The following is a 13,233-nucleotide window of genomic DNA, read 5'->3' as shown; positions in this document are numbered from 1 at the left end:
GCGAGCGCGGCGCCTCCGGTGAAGACTCCCAGACCCGGGCACAAGCCCTGACAGACAAACTCCCCAAAGCCAATGTCAGTCAAAACTTCCACCAGCAAATACCAGACACCCGAGTCTTGATTTGTCAGAAATGGAAAGAATATCCTTTCCATCATGACCCAATCAAAAGCGCTGGCGGCATCGCTGCTTGCACTGTCCTTGTTCGCGGCAAGCCCGGCCCTGGCCCAGGTGCAGGTCCTCAGCATGACCGCGCCCACGACCATTCCCAATCCCTACAACATCTTCACGATCAACTACACATTGACTGGGAGCAAGTTTGGTCTGGCCACTGCCCAGATCAGGTTCTACCTCTCGACCACCCGGACGGGGACCGGCAGCCGGGTGCAGTTGCACTCGGGGCAGATCCTCCTCGGCTCCGCGGGTGGTGGGCTCTATCGCCCGCCGGCTGGAACCCAGTCGATCTCATTCATGCGCGCGACCGTGGACTTTGGCGCACAGCCGGTACTGGATGCCATTGCGGCGGGATGCCAGCCGGAGGGCTGGTTCATTCAGGCAGAGGTGGACTACGGCATCGTGCAGGGCGATGACACCCTGATTGGCACCACCAAGCCGCCTGACTTCACCTTCACGGGCGGAACGCTGAGCCCCGCGACGATCCAGCCTGGGGGGACCACGAACTTCTCGTTCGATCTGTACTCGCGGTGCCCCGCCAATTCGGCTTCGACTGTCGGCGTCTTCCTGGCTGATGCCAACTATCAACTGCTGAGCTACCTCGGCGGGATTCCCATCACCGCGGGTTCTGGAACCTGGTCCCTGCCCGCCACCCCTCTCACCTTCTCTCCCGCCATTGCCACGGGTTCCTACACAATCATCCTGCTGGCGGACGTGGATGGAGTGGTTCCCGAGAGCAACGAGAACAACAATGCCGGCGCTTTCTCCCTGGAGATCGTCCCCGCCCCGCTCTCCACCCTGGCCGACGACACCACCCCGCTGACGACGGACGTCGCGGTTCCCGTCGACACGGAAGTGCGAGCCGCCCACGGGGCCGCTGGAGTGGACGGCTACCTCCAGGCGCGCTGAGCGTCACCCCAGTCCAGGCCGCGCTCCCCAAGTGAATCGGTCCTTGGGGAGCGCGAACCCTGCCGTGCTGGGCGGGAACCTCTTCAGCGATGGGAGACCTTGAGCAGCCTGCCGTTGATGGTGGCGGTCAGCAGGTAGAGGGCACCTTCTCCGTCACGAGCATGTGCGCCGGGCAGAAAGGCGATGGCCCAGGGAGTCCTGAAGCCGGATGCAGTCTCGGGTCACGGGTGTGCGCCGTGCGCTGATGACTGGAGCCAGTCCCCTGATGACTGCAGTCATCGGCTGGGGGCCCGAGTGGAACGCTCTGCTCCAGTAAAGTCGCGGGGTTGCGGGTCCGGGATGGCTGGCATTCGCGCTGCAATGAGGGAGAGCACGGGCGAGACGACGAACTCCTCGCCGCGGCGGTCCCCCATCGCTTTCCTGAAACAGGTGATCCCATGGTCAAGCTCAAGCCCTCGTCCCTCTCCTCCCCGAAGCTGAACAAGAACCCGGCGGACTCCACCTCGGTCACCCCGCCGAAGAAGACGCCCTCCTCGGTTCCCACGCAGCAGGACGTGAAGTTCCGCAACCCCACGAATGCGCCCTCGCAGTCGCAGCGGCCGACGGATGGGTTCGATGGCAGGAACCCCGCGGCCGGCGGTCGTGGCACGCGCGCGCTGGATGCGCTCTCGAACGTGTCGGGGGCCGTCACGCCCGCGATGGAGACGTTCGCGAACGTGTCGGGGGCCGCCCTGCCCGCGATGCAGGCGTTCTCGCCCATGATGGGCGGAGGACTGCCCGCCATGGGAGGCGCGCTCTCGCCCATGATGGCCGGGGGCCAGCCCGCGATGCAGGCGTTCTCGCCCATGATGGGCGGAGGACTGCCGTCGATGGAGCAGTTCTCGCCCATGAACGCGCCCATGCCGAGGGGCCTGCCCTCGATGGACGGGCTCCCGCAGGATCTCGGGTTCCCCACCGCGCCGCCGATGATGACGCGGGACATGCTGGAGGGCATGCAGGTGCCCTCGCTGCCGGGCCCCGTCGACTTCGCGCCCCGTGGGCTGCCCTCGCAGCTCCAGGACTTCGCTCCGCTGCCGTCGCAGCTCCAGGACTTCGCTCCGCCGTCCTCGCTCCAGGGGCCCGTCAACCCCGCGCCGCGCGGGCTGCCCCCGCAGTTGAGGGACTTCGCGCCGGCCCGTGAGGCCACGCCACTCGCCGCGCCGCAGGCCGAGCCGGAGTCCTCGGGCATCCCGAGCGCCAATGACAAGCGCCCGGCCGGGGACAAGCGCTCGGCGGCGCAGATCGTCGACGACTCGCCCGCGCTGAAGAACCTGGGCCGTCAGAAGGACATCAAGTTCGACCAGCTCTGCAAGCAGACGGGCATCGACCCCAAGCTGGACCTGAAGGACGCGAAGCAGAACCCGGACGCGGTGTTCCGCCTGGCCAAGGTGCTGGAGTTCATCGACAGCGCGAAGGCGTCGAACGGTGGGGACCGGGACAGCAAGGTGAAGAACGGCCAGGGTGACGGCAACATCGAGGGCATCACGAAGAGCGGTGATGCGCGGCACGGCACCGAGGCCGGAATGGTGAAGGACTTCGCCGAGCAGGGTTACTCGTTCCTGGGCGAGCAGCAGCTTCCGACGACGAAGGACACGCACGTCAAGGCGGACGGGAGCAACAAGGACAACTTCCAGTGGGCCGCGGGTGAGGCGGGCAAGCACCTGTGGTTCCTGCCGGCGGTGAGCAACGTGCTGACGGGCATCGGCGACTCGGAGGGTGGCGTGAAGGGCGTCTTCGAGGGCGCGGCCAAGGGCTACGTCAACACGCTGAAGGGCGCCGCGGAGGGTGTCCTCGGGGCCGTCACGACGGGCCGAGTGAACCCGGCCTCGCTCCTGCTCGGTGGCGCGGCGGGCGCGCTGGCCAACACGGAGGCCGCTCCGCAGGTGGTGAAGGACATCGCCGGCATGCTGTGAGCTTGAATCGAAGTGGGTGACCCGAGCGGGGGAGCTGCTCGGTAGAGGGGCCCTCGGAGCAACCTTGCGGCGGCAGGGAAGCTCCGAGGGCTTTTCTATTCGACCGTTCCACCACGACAGGCCGCGCTCCCCAAGGACCCAGTCACTTGGGGAGCGCCAATCATGCCGTGGTGAGCGGGAACCTCAGCGCGGTGTGACCTTGAGCAGCTTGCCGTTGGTGGCGTCGGTCAGCAGGTAGAGGGCGCCATCGGGCCCCTGCACCACCTCGCGGATGCGCTCGGCGCGGTCCTTGAGCAGGTGCTCCTCGCCCACGACGAGGTCATTGCGCACCATGAGCCGCACCAGGGCCTGGCTGACCAGTCCTCCCACGAAGATGTCGTTGCGCCACTCGGGGAACAAGGTCCCCGTGTAGATGGCCATCCCCGAGGGGGCAATCACCGGGTCCCAGTAGTACACGGGCTGCTCCATGCCCGGGCCCTGGGGGCTGTCGTGGATCGGCGCGCCGCTGTACTCCTCGCCATACCCGATGGTGGGCCAGCCGTAGTCCTTGCCCTTCTCGGGCCGGTTGAGCTCGTCGCCCCCCTTTGGCCCCATCTCCACCGTCCACAGCCGGTTCTGGCTGTCGAGCGCCGCCGACAAGACATTGCGGTGGCCCACCGACCAGATTTCGGGCTTCGCGCCCGCGGTGTTCACGTATGGGTTGTCCTGGGGCACGGAGCCGTCGGGATTGATGCGGACCACCTTGCCGAAGTGGCTCTTCACGTCCCGCGCCTGCACCCGGCCCGCGAGGATGGAGCGCTCTCCGAGCGTGACGAACAGCTTGCCGTCGGGGGTGAACACCAGCCGTCCGCCCGAGTGCAGCGTCGACTCGAGCGTGGGCATCATGCGGAAGATGACCTGAACCTCCTCCACGCGAGGCTGCGCGCCATCCACGAGCTGCGCGCGCGCCACCGCCAGTCCGTTGCCGCCCGTGCGTGGCTCGGCATAGGTCCAGTAGATGAGTTTGCTTTGCGCGTAGTCGGGACCGACTTCCACGTCGAGCAACCCGCCCTGGCCACGGGCATCCACGGCGGGCAGCCCCGCGACGGCGGGCGACTTCGCGCCCTGCGGAGTGACGATGTAGAGCGAGCCGGTGGCCTTCTCCGTCACCAGCATGCGCTGGTCGGGCAGGAAGGCGATGGCCCAGGGGTTCCTGAAGCCGGATGCAATCTCAGTGACCTGGATTGCCGTCTGCGATTGGATGGCCGGGGCGCGTGTCTGCTGGGGGAAGGCCGGAGAGAACTCGGGCACGTTGGGCGGGCCCTGCGGAACGGGGGGGCCGCTGGGAAGAACGCCCGCGTCTTCGGGCGGGACACCCGCGTCTTCCGGCGGGACACCCGCGTCCTCCGGCGGGACACCCGCATCCTGCCGCGGGACGCCCGAGTCTGGGGGCGTCGGCGTGGGGTCGGGGTCATCGCTGCAACCGACGAGGAGGGCTGCGACGATGAGGGGCATCGACAGGACTCGCATGCGACTCTCTCCTGGGGGAATGAGGGGGAGGAGAAGTTGCTGTCATGCGTCCTGACGCGCAAGTCTCGTCGCGGGAAGGCCGCGATTCAGCCCGAGACCGTGCGGCGCCGGGCATCCGACGGTGGAAAGTTACGCTGCTCACGGCCCGTCCCGCCACCCGAGGGTTTCACTGCCCCCCTTCGCGAACTGGAGGTCACCTCGGCGGGTTCACCACGAGGTAGGAGACCTCGGTGCCGGAGTAGCGAGGCTGGTACCAGGTGCCTCCGCAGTTCTGGTACGTGACGCCGCCGACCACCGCCGTTGAACACGACGGAGGAAGCGAGCGAGTCACTGAGCCGATGGCAGCCGCGGTCGCCGTCACGGCGGCGGCCGTCGCCACCGGGTGATAGTTCCGGTCGACATCCACGTCGATGTCCCGGTGCACGTCGACATTCCGGTTGACGTTGTTGTTGACGTGGGTCGTCGTCGTGGTGCGGACCTCACGCGCCTCGGCGCTCCCGGCGAGCAGTCCGAAGCCGAGGACGACCGCGAGGGTCTTCAGGGTTGAAAAGGGGCTCATGGGTTCACGCTCCTTGCTCACGGGCTTCTTCCGGGATTCGACGGGCCTGTATCGAATTGAATCCGGTGGGAATCCTTCGGGGGGTTGAACGCAAACACGGCATTGTTGACATTGGGCTTCAGGTTCCAATCGAGGACCGCGACGTGCTGCGGCTGCGCGGGGTCCTGGGTATTCGTGATGACGAGCTTCCGGGGCAGGGGCTTGTCCCCCTTCTCGATCCACACCTGCCAGTCCACGCCTTGCTGCTTGAAGGCGTACTGCTCGGTCTCCACCCCGTCGATGGTCGCGGGACCCACGTCGATGGCCGACTGGATGTCCTTGATGCCGCTCTTGTCCGTCCCCCAGTAGAAGAGGTCGACCAGGGGAATCTCGACGTCGTAGCGATGCTCGGCGGTGGCGATGGTCTCCGCCAGCGTGGGAGGCGCATCGAACGAAGCGTAGTAGCCGCCCTTCGGACCGTTCACCGTGAAGGTCTTCCCGTCATAGAAGAGCTGGCGCTGCTTGCGGTCAGACTTGATGTCGACCCTGAGCTTGTCGGGGCGGCGCGCCCGAATCTCGGCTTCCGACGACAGTTGGATTTTCTGACCACTGACCAGGACCTCGTCCGTGGTCGTCTCCGCCGTAATCGCGAACGCAGGCAGGCTCCGCAGGAAGCCGCCCATCTTCTCCAAGGCCTTGATGGCCTGGGGGTCGACCGCGGGCGCCTTCTGCTCCCCCGCCGCTGCCTGCCCTGGCGCCGCGAGCGCGGGCGAGAGACCACTCACCAGTCCGCCCGCGCAGAGCGCCAGCGAAAGCAGCCGCTTCCTCGAGCCCATGTTTCGAAGCCCCATGCCGAACTCCTCCCCTATGGATGTCCAGAACTCATCTTCTTCATGAACTTGGAGATGCGTGGGGCATGAGCAAGTCCAGGCGGGCCTTGCTCACTTCAGGCAGCCACCCCTGGAGCAAGCCCCCGCCGCGCACGCCTGCCTACGGCCTCGTGATGCGGAAATCCCTATCACGGAAATCCGCTACGGCAGCGAGCATCGCCCAAACAAAGCACGACACACCTCGACAAATCACAATGGCACCATGTTCAGCCACGAACGGCGCAAGCGCGCCACGCCACTGAAGCTCAAGAACCCCAAGGCCGGACACTGTCCGAAATCCACAACAAGCAATGCGCTCACAACAGGGCGCATGGCCCGAAAAGACAATTGTGATAGCAATTAAGGGCGCCAATTCAGGCGTGACCGACATGCCGGGAGGTTGCACATGGAAAATTCGAACCGTGATGAGATCCTTGCGCAGACCCTGATGGAGATGCAGAGCGCGGAGCCGGAAGGCTTCGAGAATTCCGGGCTGAACTCATGCAACCAGAGCGGCGCCCATGTCGAACACACCATCGGCATGTGGGACATCTGGAGCACCGGACAGAATAACTGATCGTCCCTCCGCAGGACCTTGCACATACCTGTCCCAGGCACGGATGGTGGCCTGGGACAGGCGTAAGGATTGCGCAGTTCATTCGGCGTGAAGTGAACCATGGGCAATCTCAACCTGCTGCCGCAGCACGTCAAGGGAGTCGCGAGATGAGCAAAGTGGACGAGCGAGTCTGGGCTGGCATTGATGTCCTGCTTGGCGATTATGCGCGCCTCATGCCCGAGGACCAGGTCCTCGTGGCGTACACGCCCGAGAGTCGCGAGTCCGCCGCATGGATTGCCACGGCGTTGAGGATGCGTGGGATGGAGGCCTGCCTGTTGGGGATGCGGCCCCGGCCCCTCAAGGACGAGACGTTCGCGGAGCGGCTGGACGCGGCGCTTCCGCATCCCGAGCGCCTCCGAGGCAAGCTCATCCTCATCACCGTCGAGCGCGACTCGATGTCGCACATGCAAATCATCCGAGATGCCCTGATGCGCTACGACCTGGACAAGTGGCTGGTGGTCCGAATCATCAATGCCTCCCAGGAGTTCTTCATCAAGGCGCTGAACGTCAAATCCGGGACCCTGTCGGAAATCAATTCCGGCCTGCTGGACAGGTTCATGAAGGCGCGTGAACTGAGGGTGAAGACGCCCTCGGGAACAGACCTGCGCATCGGTCTCGACTCCGACCGGTACCGGTGGATCAGCAACCGCGGCGTGTGGCGGCCCGGGAGTTTCCTCATCCTTCCCGCGGGAGAGGTGGCTACATTTCCCAGCACGGTGGATGGGGTCCTGGTCGCGGACGGGGCCTTCAACGTCAACGCCATGACCCCAGTTGATGCACGCCTGGCCAAGAACCCCATCCGCATCCGCATCAAGGACGGCCAGGCCGTCGACCACGAGTGCAACAGTCCGGAAGTGAGCCGCCTGGTGGAGGCGGTCTTCGCCCAACCCCACTCCCGGCGTGTGGGCGAGGTGGGTTTTGGAACGAATGGCGGACTGGGCGACTTCATCCCCATGAACTCGCACCTCAACGAACGCCAGCCAGGCGTGCATCTTGGCTTTGGCCAGCACAACCAAAGCATCCATGTCATGGACTATTTCTCGCCCATCCACATGGACCTCATCTCCCCTGGAGGCCATGTCTGGGTGGATGATGATCCGGTGCCGCTGGACCTGCTGAAGCTCACCCCCTCGCAGTTGCCCCATCCCAGGTTGGTCTTCAACGAGGACATCGACGGAAACTGCTGCGGGTTGACCGGCGAAGATGAGCTGCGCGAGCTGTGCCCGCTGCCGGTGCGCGAGAAGGCCGTCCCCCGGACACAGCAGGCAGGATGAGCCTGGGCCCTCCGCCCGATCTCTGGCGCAACGCCCCCTTTCTGCGGCTTTGGGCGGCGCAGACGGTCTCCTTGTCGGGTTCAGCGGTGACGAAGGTGGCGCTGCCGCTCGTCGCGGTGACCCTCCTCAACCTCACGCCCCATCAGATGGGGTTGTTGCTGGCCGTGGAGATTGCTCCGACGTTGCTGCTGCGGCTCCCCGCGGCGGCATGGGCGGATGCGAGCTCGCGCCATGTGCCCGTCATGGCGGCGTGCAACCTGCTGAGCGGCCTGCTCATCACCGCCATTCCGGTGCTCTGGTGGATGGGCCTGCTGAGCTTCGGGGTGCTCCTGGGGACGGCCTTCTGCCTGACGTCTGTCAGCGCCATTGGTGGGATGTTCGCGGCCCCCCTCCTCTCGGCCGTGGTGGGAGATGGGCAGTTGGTGGAGGCCAACGGCCGGTTTGGCGTGACGCGCAATCTGGCCGACGTCTCGGGGCGCAGCCTGGGGGGCGTGCTGGTCTCCGTGCTCTCCGCGCCGGTGGCGCTGTTCGTGGATGCGGCCTCCTTCATGGTGGCCGCGGGCCTGACGATGGCCGTGCGTGTCCCCAGGAAGCCACGACATGACCTGGCGAGGGACACGGCGAGCGTGAAGGGGCTCACCCTGGGTTTCTCCTTGTTGCTCCAGCGGCCCTTCCTGGGCCTGGGGCTCGGCATCGTCGGGTATCTCTGTCTGGCCAACGGCGTGGTCTCCGCCTTGCTGGTCCTCTTCATGTCCGAGCACCTGGGCATGTCGCCGTCGCTCATCGGACCCATCCTGGGGGTGGGTTCCGTGGGGGGCATCATCGCCAGCCTCCTCGTGGGGGCCTTCCACCGTCGCCTGGGCGCCCAAAGGACCTTGGCGATGGCAGTGGCCACGCTCACCGGCTCGTTCGCGCTGCTGCCGCTGGCCCGGCCCGGGGCGCTGGGGCTGCTGGCCTGTCTGAACTACGAGTTGATGGGCAGCTTCGGCGCCTCGCTGCTCCTCATCACGCTCTTCGCGGAGGTCCCCCGGCAGGTCCCCTCCAATGCCCTCGCCCGCGTCATGGCCGTCGTCAGCCTGATGCCCGAGGTCTCGACGATGCTGGGCGCAATCCTGGGGGGAACGCTCGGGGCGTCTCTGGGCGTCCCCCGGACCTTCGCGGTGAGCTTCGTCTTCGCGCTGCTGTCGGGAACCGCGCTCGTGCTGGGGCTCGCGTGGCGTCGTCGCCTGGTGCTCAAGCGGCAGGCCATGGTGGGAGGTTAGGACCCTGACGGCACAAACCTACATGCTGGACAATGGGCTCACCGTCGTCTTCGAGCCACGACACACCACCCGCGCTGTCGCGTTCCAGGTCTGGGTCCGGGCTGGCAGCGCGGATGAGCGCCCTGACCAATTGGGCCTGGCCCACCTGCATGAACACATGCTCTTCAAGGGCACGGCGCGGCGGGCACCAGGGGAACTCGCCCGGGAGGTAGAAGCCCATGGCGGGCGAATCAACGCCTGGACGAGCTACGACCAGACCGTCTTCCATGTCGTCATCGCCAGCCGGTTCGCCCGGCTTGGGCTGGACATCCTCGCGGATGCGGTGCGCGGCTCCTCATTCGATGCGGGTGAGCTGGTGCGTGAAATCGAGGTGGTGTGCGAGGAGATCAAACGCAACGACGACCTTCCCGCGCGGCGTGCCTCGCGGCAGTTCTTCGAAGCGGCCTACGCTCAGCACCCCTACGGCCGCCCCGTGATTGGCACCGCCGCGAGCGTGCGCGGCTTCACCCGGGAGCAGGTGCTCGAATTCTACGCGCGGCACTACACCCCGCGGAATCTGGTGCTCAGCGTGGCGGGTGATTTCGACGAATCACAGCTGCGGGAATGGGTGGACGAGTTTTGGGGGGGTGACTGGGGCCAGCCCTGTTCGGAGCCGGTGCGGCGCCCCGTGGAGCCGGAGCGCACCGCGCCACGGGTGTGCCTGCGAGAAGATGGTGCGAAGGAGGCGTGGCTGCACCTGGGCTTCTCCATCCCGGACATCTCGCATCCGGACGTGCCGGCGCTGAACGTGCTCGCGCTGCTGACGGGACTGGGGGAGCGCTCGCGGGTCATCCGGGAGTGGAAACACAAACGGGGGCTCGTCAGGGCGTTGGAGTCCTCGGCCTACACACCGTTGGACCCTGGCCTCTTCTCCCTTCGGTTCACGCTCGCGCCAGACACGCTGGTGGAGGCGCTGGCGGAGGAACTGCGAGTGCTGGGCCGTCTGCGCGCGGAACTGGTGCCCACCGAGGAGCTGCTGCTGTTGCAGACCCACTTCGAAGCACGGGCCGTCCAACAGCGCGAGGAGGTGCAGGAGCTGGCGCGGCGGCTGGGCTACTACCAGTTCATGCAAGGAGGCCTGGAGGCGGAGGCGCGCTACCAGGAAGCCATCGCTCGGCTCACCCCGGAGCGTTTACAAGAGGTGGCGGAACACTATCTGCGCTTCGACCGGGCGATTCTCACCGGGCTTCTCCCCGAGCGTCGCGGTTTCCCTGCCGCGAAGGCGGAGACGTTGCTGATGCGGGCCGCGCGTGAATGCACCCCACTCGCACGCGCACCCGTCTCCCAGCTTGGGAAGCCAGCGCCGTCGACCCGACCCCTTCCCTGGAAAACGGCCGTGACGGCGCGAGCGGTGGTGGAGGCCCGGCTGCCGTCCGGGGCGCGGGTGTTGGTGCAGCAAACGCGTGCGGTGCCGCTCGTCGCGATGCGAGCAGCCTTCCCGGGTGGCGTGCGTTACGAGACCGCGGAGACCAACGGGCTGACAGCCCTGCTCTGCCGGTGCCTCACCCGTGGCACCGCCACTCGCGACGCGGAGGCCATTGCCCAGCAGATCACCACCATGGCGGGCTCGCTCCAAGGTGCTCAAGGGCGCAACCTGGTGGAGCTTCGCGGCGAGTTCCTGTCACGCCACTTCCAACCCGCGTTCCGACTCTTCGCGGACTGCCTGCGCGCCCCGCTGTTTTCCGAGCACGCGGTGACTCGCGAACGCGAGAACATGTCGAGGGAGCTGGGTGTTCGCGAGGGAAATCCCGAGGGACGGGTGTTCGATGCCCTCGCGAGCACCCTCTACCGCACGCATCCCTACCGGCTGCCGGTATTGGGAGCGCGAACCGCGGTGGAGCGGCTGGGGCCCGAAATGCTGCGCGCCTGGCACGCGGCATACATGACACCCGCGCAGATGGTGCTGAGCGTGGTGGGAGACGTATGTGCGGATGAGGTCCTGGCTCAGGCACACGAGCTCTTCGGTGAAGCCCCGGCAGGAATGGCCGCGCCACCTTCCGTGGCTCCAGAGGCGCTGCCCGAGTCGCCGCGCGAGCACAGGCAGGTGCTCGCGCGCGCATTGACCCATCTGGCGTTGGGATTCCATGGGGCACGAGTGACCGACTCATGGCGCCACCCCCTGAAGGTGCTCAGCACCCTGCTCTCGGGACAAGGCGGCCGGCTGTTTCATGAACTGCGCGACACGCGCGCCCTGGCCTACAGCGTGAACAGCCACAGCGTGGAAGGCGTGGACCCGGGCTACTTCGCCATCTCTTTGGGGACGAGCCCAGAGAAGGCGACATCCGCGCTGGCGGTCATCCGCTCCGAGCTTGAGCGGGTGAGGGACGAACGGGTGAGCGAGAAAGAGCTCGAGCGGGCGCACCAGCACCTCATCGGGGTCCATGAACTGGGGCTCCAGCGCAATGCGGCCCGCGCGGCGATGCTGGCAATGGATGGATGCCTCGGCGTCGGCCAGGAGAACTTCCAGCACTATGCGCAGCGGGTCTCCGAGGTCACGGCCGAGCACGTGCGTGACGTGGCCCAGCGAGTCATCGACTTCGAACGCAGCTCGCTGGCGATGATGGGGCCCTGACGCGCTCCGTCCCAGTCTTCTAGAGGCAAGGAGCCCATCCGCATCACGGAGGGCTCCTCGCACGGGCCTACGCGCTCACGACCGCCACGACAGCGGGAGCATCCACCGGGTCGACCAGGGACTTCTGCTCCCACGCCCTGCTCTTCCAGCGAATCCACATGGAGATGCCTCGCAGCCATTCATCGGCTGCAACCGCCAGCCACACGCCGGCGAGCCCCAGGTTCAGCTTGAAGACCAGCACGTACCCCAGGGGCAGGCTCATGCAGACCATGGACAAGAAGCCCATGTAGACGGTGAACGGAGCATCTCCCGCGGACCGCAGCGCGTTCACCAGCACCAGGTTGAAGGAGCGCCCCGTCTCCAACAGGAGCCCCAGGACGATGACCTGGGACGTGAGCCGGACGATGTCCCCGTCATGGGTGAACAACCCCACCAGCGGCGCGCGGACCAGGATGGCCACCACGTCCACGACGACGGTGATGGCCACGGCCCACTTCAGGCTCTGGAGCACGCGGCGGTACGCCTCGTCCGCCTGCCCCGCGCCCACCAGCCGGCCCACGATGATGGCCGTGCCCATGCCGACGGCGAGGCTGAACAGGAAGATGTATTGGGAAATCGCATTCGCGTACTGCCGAGAGGCCAGCGCCGTGGGCCCCAGGAACGTCACGTAGTACAGGAACACCGCCTGGCAGCACTGGTAAGTCCCCTGCTCCACGGCGGAGGGAACGCCCACCCGGAAGATCTTCCGGAGCGTGTCCCGGGTGAATGTCACGTAGTCACGCGCGCGCATCTTCACGTCCATCACCCGGTACAACAGCCAGGCGAACACGACGAGCGCCACCGCGCGACTGCCCACCGTGGAGATGGCCGCGCCGGCCACTTCCAGTCGAGGAAACCCGAGCATCCCGAAGATGAGCAGCGCATTGCCGCCCACGTGCAGCGCGTTCATCCCCAGCGCGATGAACATCGACTCGCGCGTGAAGCCATAGGTGCGAATCAGGCTGGAGCACACGTTGATGAGCGCCTGGAGGAAGATGAACCCTCCGGCGATTCCCATGTACGTCCGAGCATGCTCCAGCACGATTCCGTGCAGGTTCATCCGCGACAGCAGCGCATCCCCGAACAGCAGCAACCCCGCGCTGACCGTCACGCCGAGCAGCAGATTCAGGGTGATGGCCACCGCGGAGATGCGCGCGGCCTCCGCTGAGCGACGCGCGCCCAGGTACTGGGACACGACGACGGAGGCGCCGTTGCTCACCACCTCCATGATGAGGATGCAGATGAACAGGTACTGATTGACGACCCCCACTGCGGAGACCGCGTCGTCGGACACACCGCTGAGCATCAGCGTGTCCGCCGTGCCCATCGCCATGAAGAGGAGGAGCTCCAGGAAGATCGGCCAGGTCAGCCGAAACAACCCCATCCGGGTGGGGCCCTGCTCAATCGTGTCTGACATGGTTCGCCGCGCTGAACGCGGGCGAGGGACTAACAGCCGCCGCACCGCGTCGCCAGCCCCTTCGAA

Annotated in this window: 10 protein-coding genes; 6 read left to right on the top strand and 4 right to left on the bottom strand. The window is 66.4% G+C overall.

Features of this window, described 5'->3' with window-relative positions; all coding sequences use genetic code 11:
• Nucleotides 1-153: 153 nt before the first annotated feature.
• Entirely contained in the window at nucleotides 154-1,080 is a 927-nt protein-coding gene (locus G4D83_RS25155) for a CARDB domain-containing protein (protein ID WP_163867351.1), read from the top strand.
• A gap of 437 nt (nucleotides 1,081-1,517) precedes the next feature.
• Nucleotides 1,518-3,032, top strand: a complete 1,515-nt coding sequence (locus G4D83_RS45635) for a polyadenylate binding domain-containing protein (RefSeq protein ID WP_205522707.1) — start codon at nucleotides 1,518-1,520, stop codon at nucleotides 3,030-3,032.
• 183 nt (nucleotides 3,033-3,215) lie between these two features.
• Here the strand turns inward: G4D83_RS45635 and G4D83_RS25145 are convergent, their stop codons facing one another.
• The 3 genes from G4D83_RS25145 to G4D83_RS25135 all read right to left on the bottom strand — a co-directional run bounded on the left by G4D83_RS25145 (nucleotide 3,216) and on the right by G4D83_RS25135 (nucleotide 5,930).
• Nucleotides 3,216-4,541 carry a PQQ-dependent sugar dehydrogenase gene (locus G4D83_RS25145; protein WP_163867350.1) on the bottom strand — a complete coding sequence of 442 codons (1,326 nt, stop codon included), beginning with the start codon at nucleotides 4,539-4,541 and terminating at the stop codon, nucleotides 3,216-3,218.
• Nucleotides 4,542-4,734: 193 nt separating this feature from the next.
• The gene (locus G4D83_RS25140; RefSeq protein WP_163867349.1) at nucleotides 4,735-5,100 is read right to left on the bottom strand and encodes a hypothetical protein; all 366 of its coding nucleotides are present in this window, start codon (nucleotides 5,098-5,100) and stop codon (nucleotides 4,735-4,737) included.
• A 17-nt stretch (nucleotides 5,101-5,117) separates the two neighbouring features.
• Nucleotides 5,118-5,930, bottom strand: a complete 813-nt coding sequence (locus G4D83_RS25135; protein ID WP_163867348.1) for a DUF2092 domain-containing protein — start codon at nucleotides 5,928-5,930, stop codon at nucleotides 5,118-5,120.
• 424 nt (nucleotides 5,931-6,354) lie between these two features.
• Here G4D83_RS25135 and G4D83_RS25130 point away from each other — a divergent pair, with 424 nt between their 5' ends.
• The 4 genes from G4D83_RS25130 (at nucleotide 6,355) to G4D83_RS25115 (ending at nucleotide 11,711) form a co-directional block, all read left to right on the top strand.
• Nucleotides 6,355-6,525: a hypothetical protein gene (locus G4D83_RS25130; protein ID WP_163867347.1), complete on the top strand. Its 171-nt coding sequence runs from the start codon at nucleotides 6,355-6,357 to the stop codon at nucleotides 6,523-6,525.
• 146 nt (nucleotides 6,526-6,671) lie between these two features.
• Entirely contained in the window at nucleotides 6,672-7,838 is a 1,167-nt protein-coding gene (locus G4D83_RS25125) for an aminopeptidase (RefSeq protein ID WP_163867346.1), read from the top strand.
• Nucleotides 7,835-9,100, top strand: a complete 1,266-nt coding sequence (locus G4D83_RS25120; protein ID WP_255203278.1) for an MFS transporter — start codon at nucleotides 7,835-7,837, stop codon at nucleotides 9,098-9,100. The genes G4D83_RS25125 and G4D83_RS25120 overlap by 4 nt, the downstream gene beginning before the upstream one ends.
• Nucleotides 9,101-9,122: 22 nt before the next feature.
• Nucleotides 9,123-11,711, top strand: a complete 2,589-nt coding sequence (locus tag G4D83_RS25115; RefSeq protein ID WP_163867344.1) for a M16 family metallopeptidase — start codon at nucleotides 9,123-9,125, stop codon at nucleotides 11,709-11,711.
• 67 nt (nucleotides 11,712-11,778) lie between these two features.
• On the opposite strand, the gene G4D83_RS25110 is transcribed toward G4D83_RS25115, so the two are convergent.
• Complete coding sequence (locus G4D83_RS25110; protein ID WP_163867343.1) at nucleotides 11,779-13,167, bottom strand: MATE family efflux transporter; 1,389 nt, start codon at nucleotides 13,165-13,167, stop codon at nucleotides 11,779-11,781.
• Nucleotides 13,168-13,233: the final 66 nt, after the last annotated feature.

Origin of the sequence: Myxococcus eversor, from assembly GCF_010894455.1 — a bacterium.
Taxonomy (GTDB): Bacteria; Myxococcota; Myxococcia; order Myxococcales; family Myxococcaceae; genus Myxococcus; species Myxococcus eversor.
Note: the sequence above shows the minus strand (reverse complement) of the source record. Positions and strands in the feature narration are given on the sequence as shown.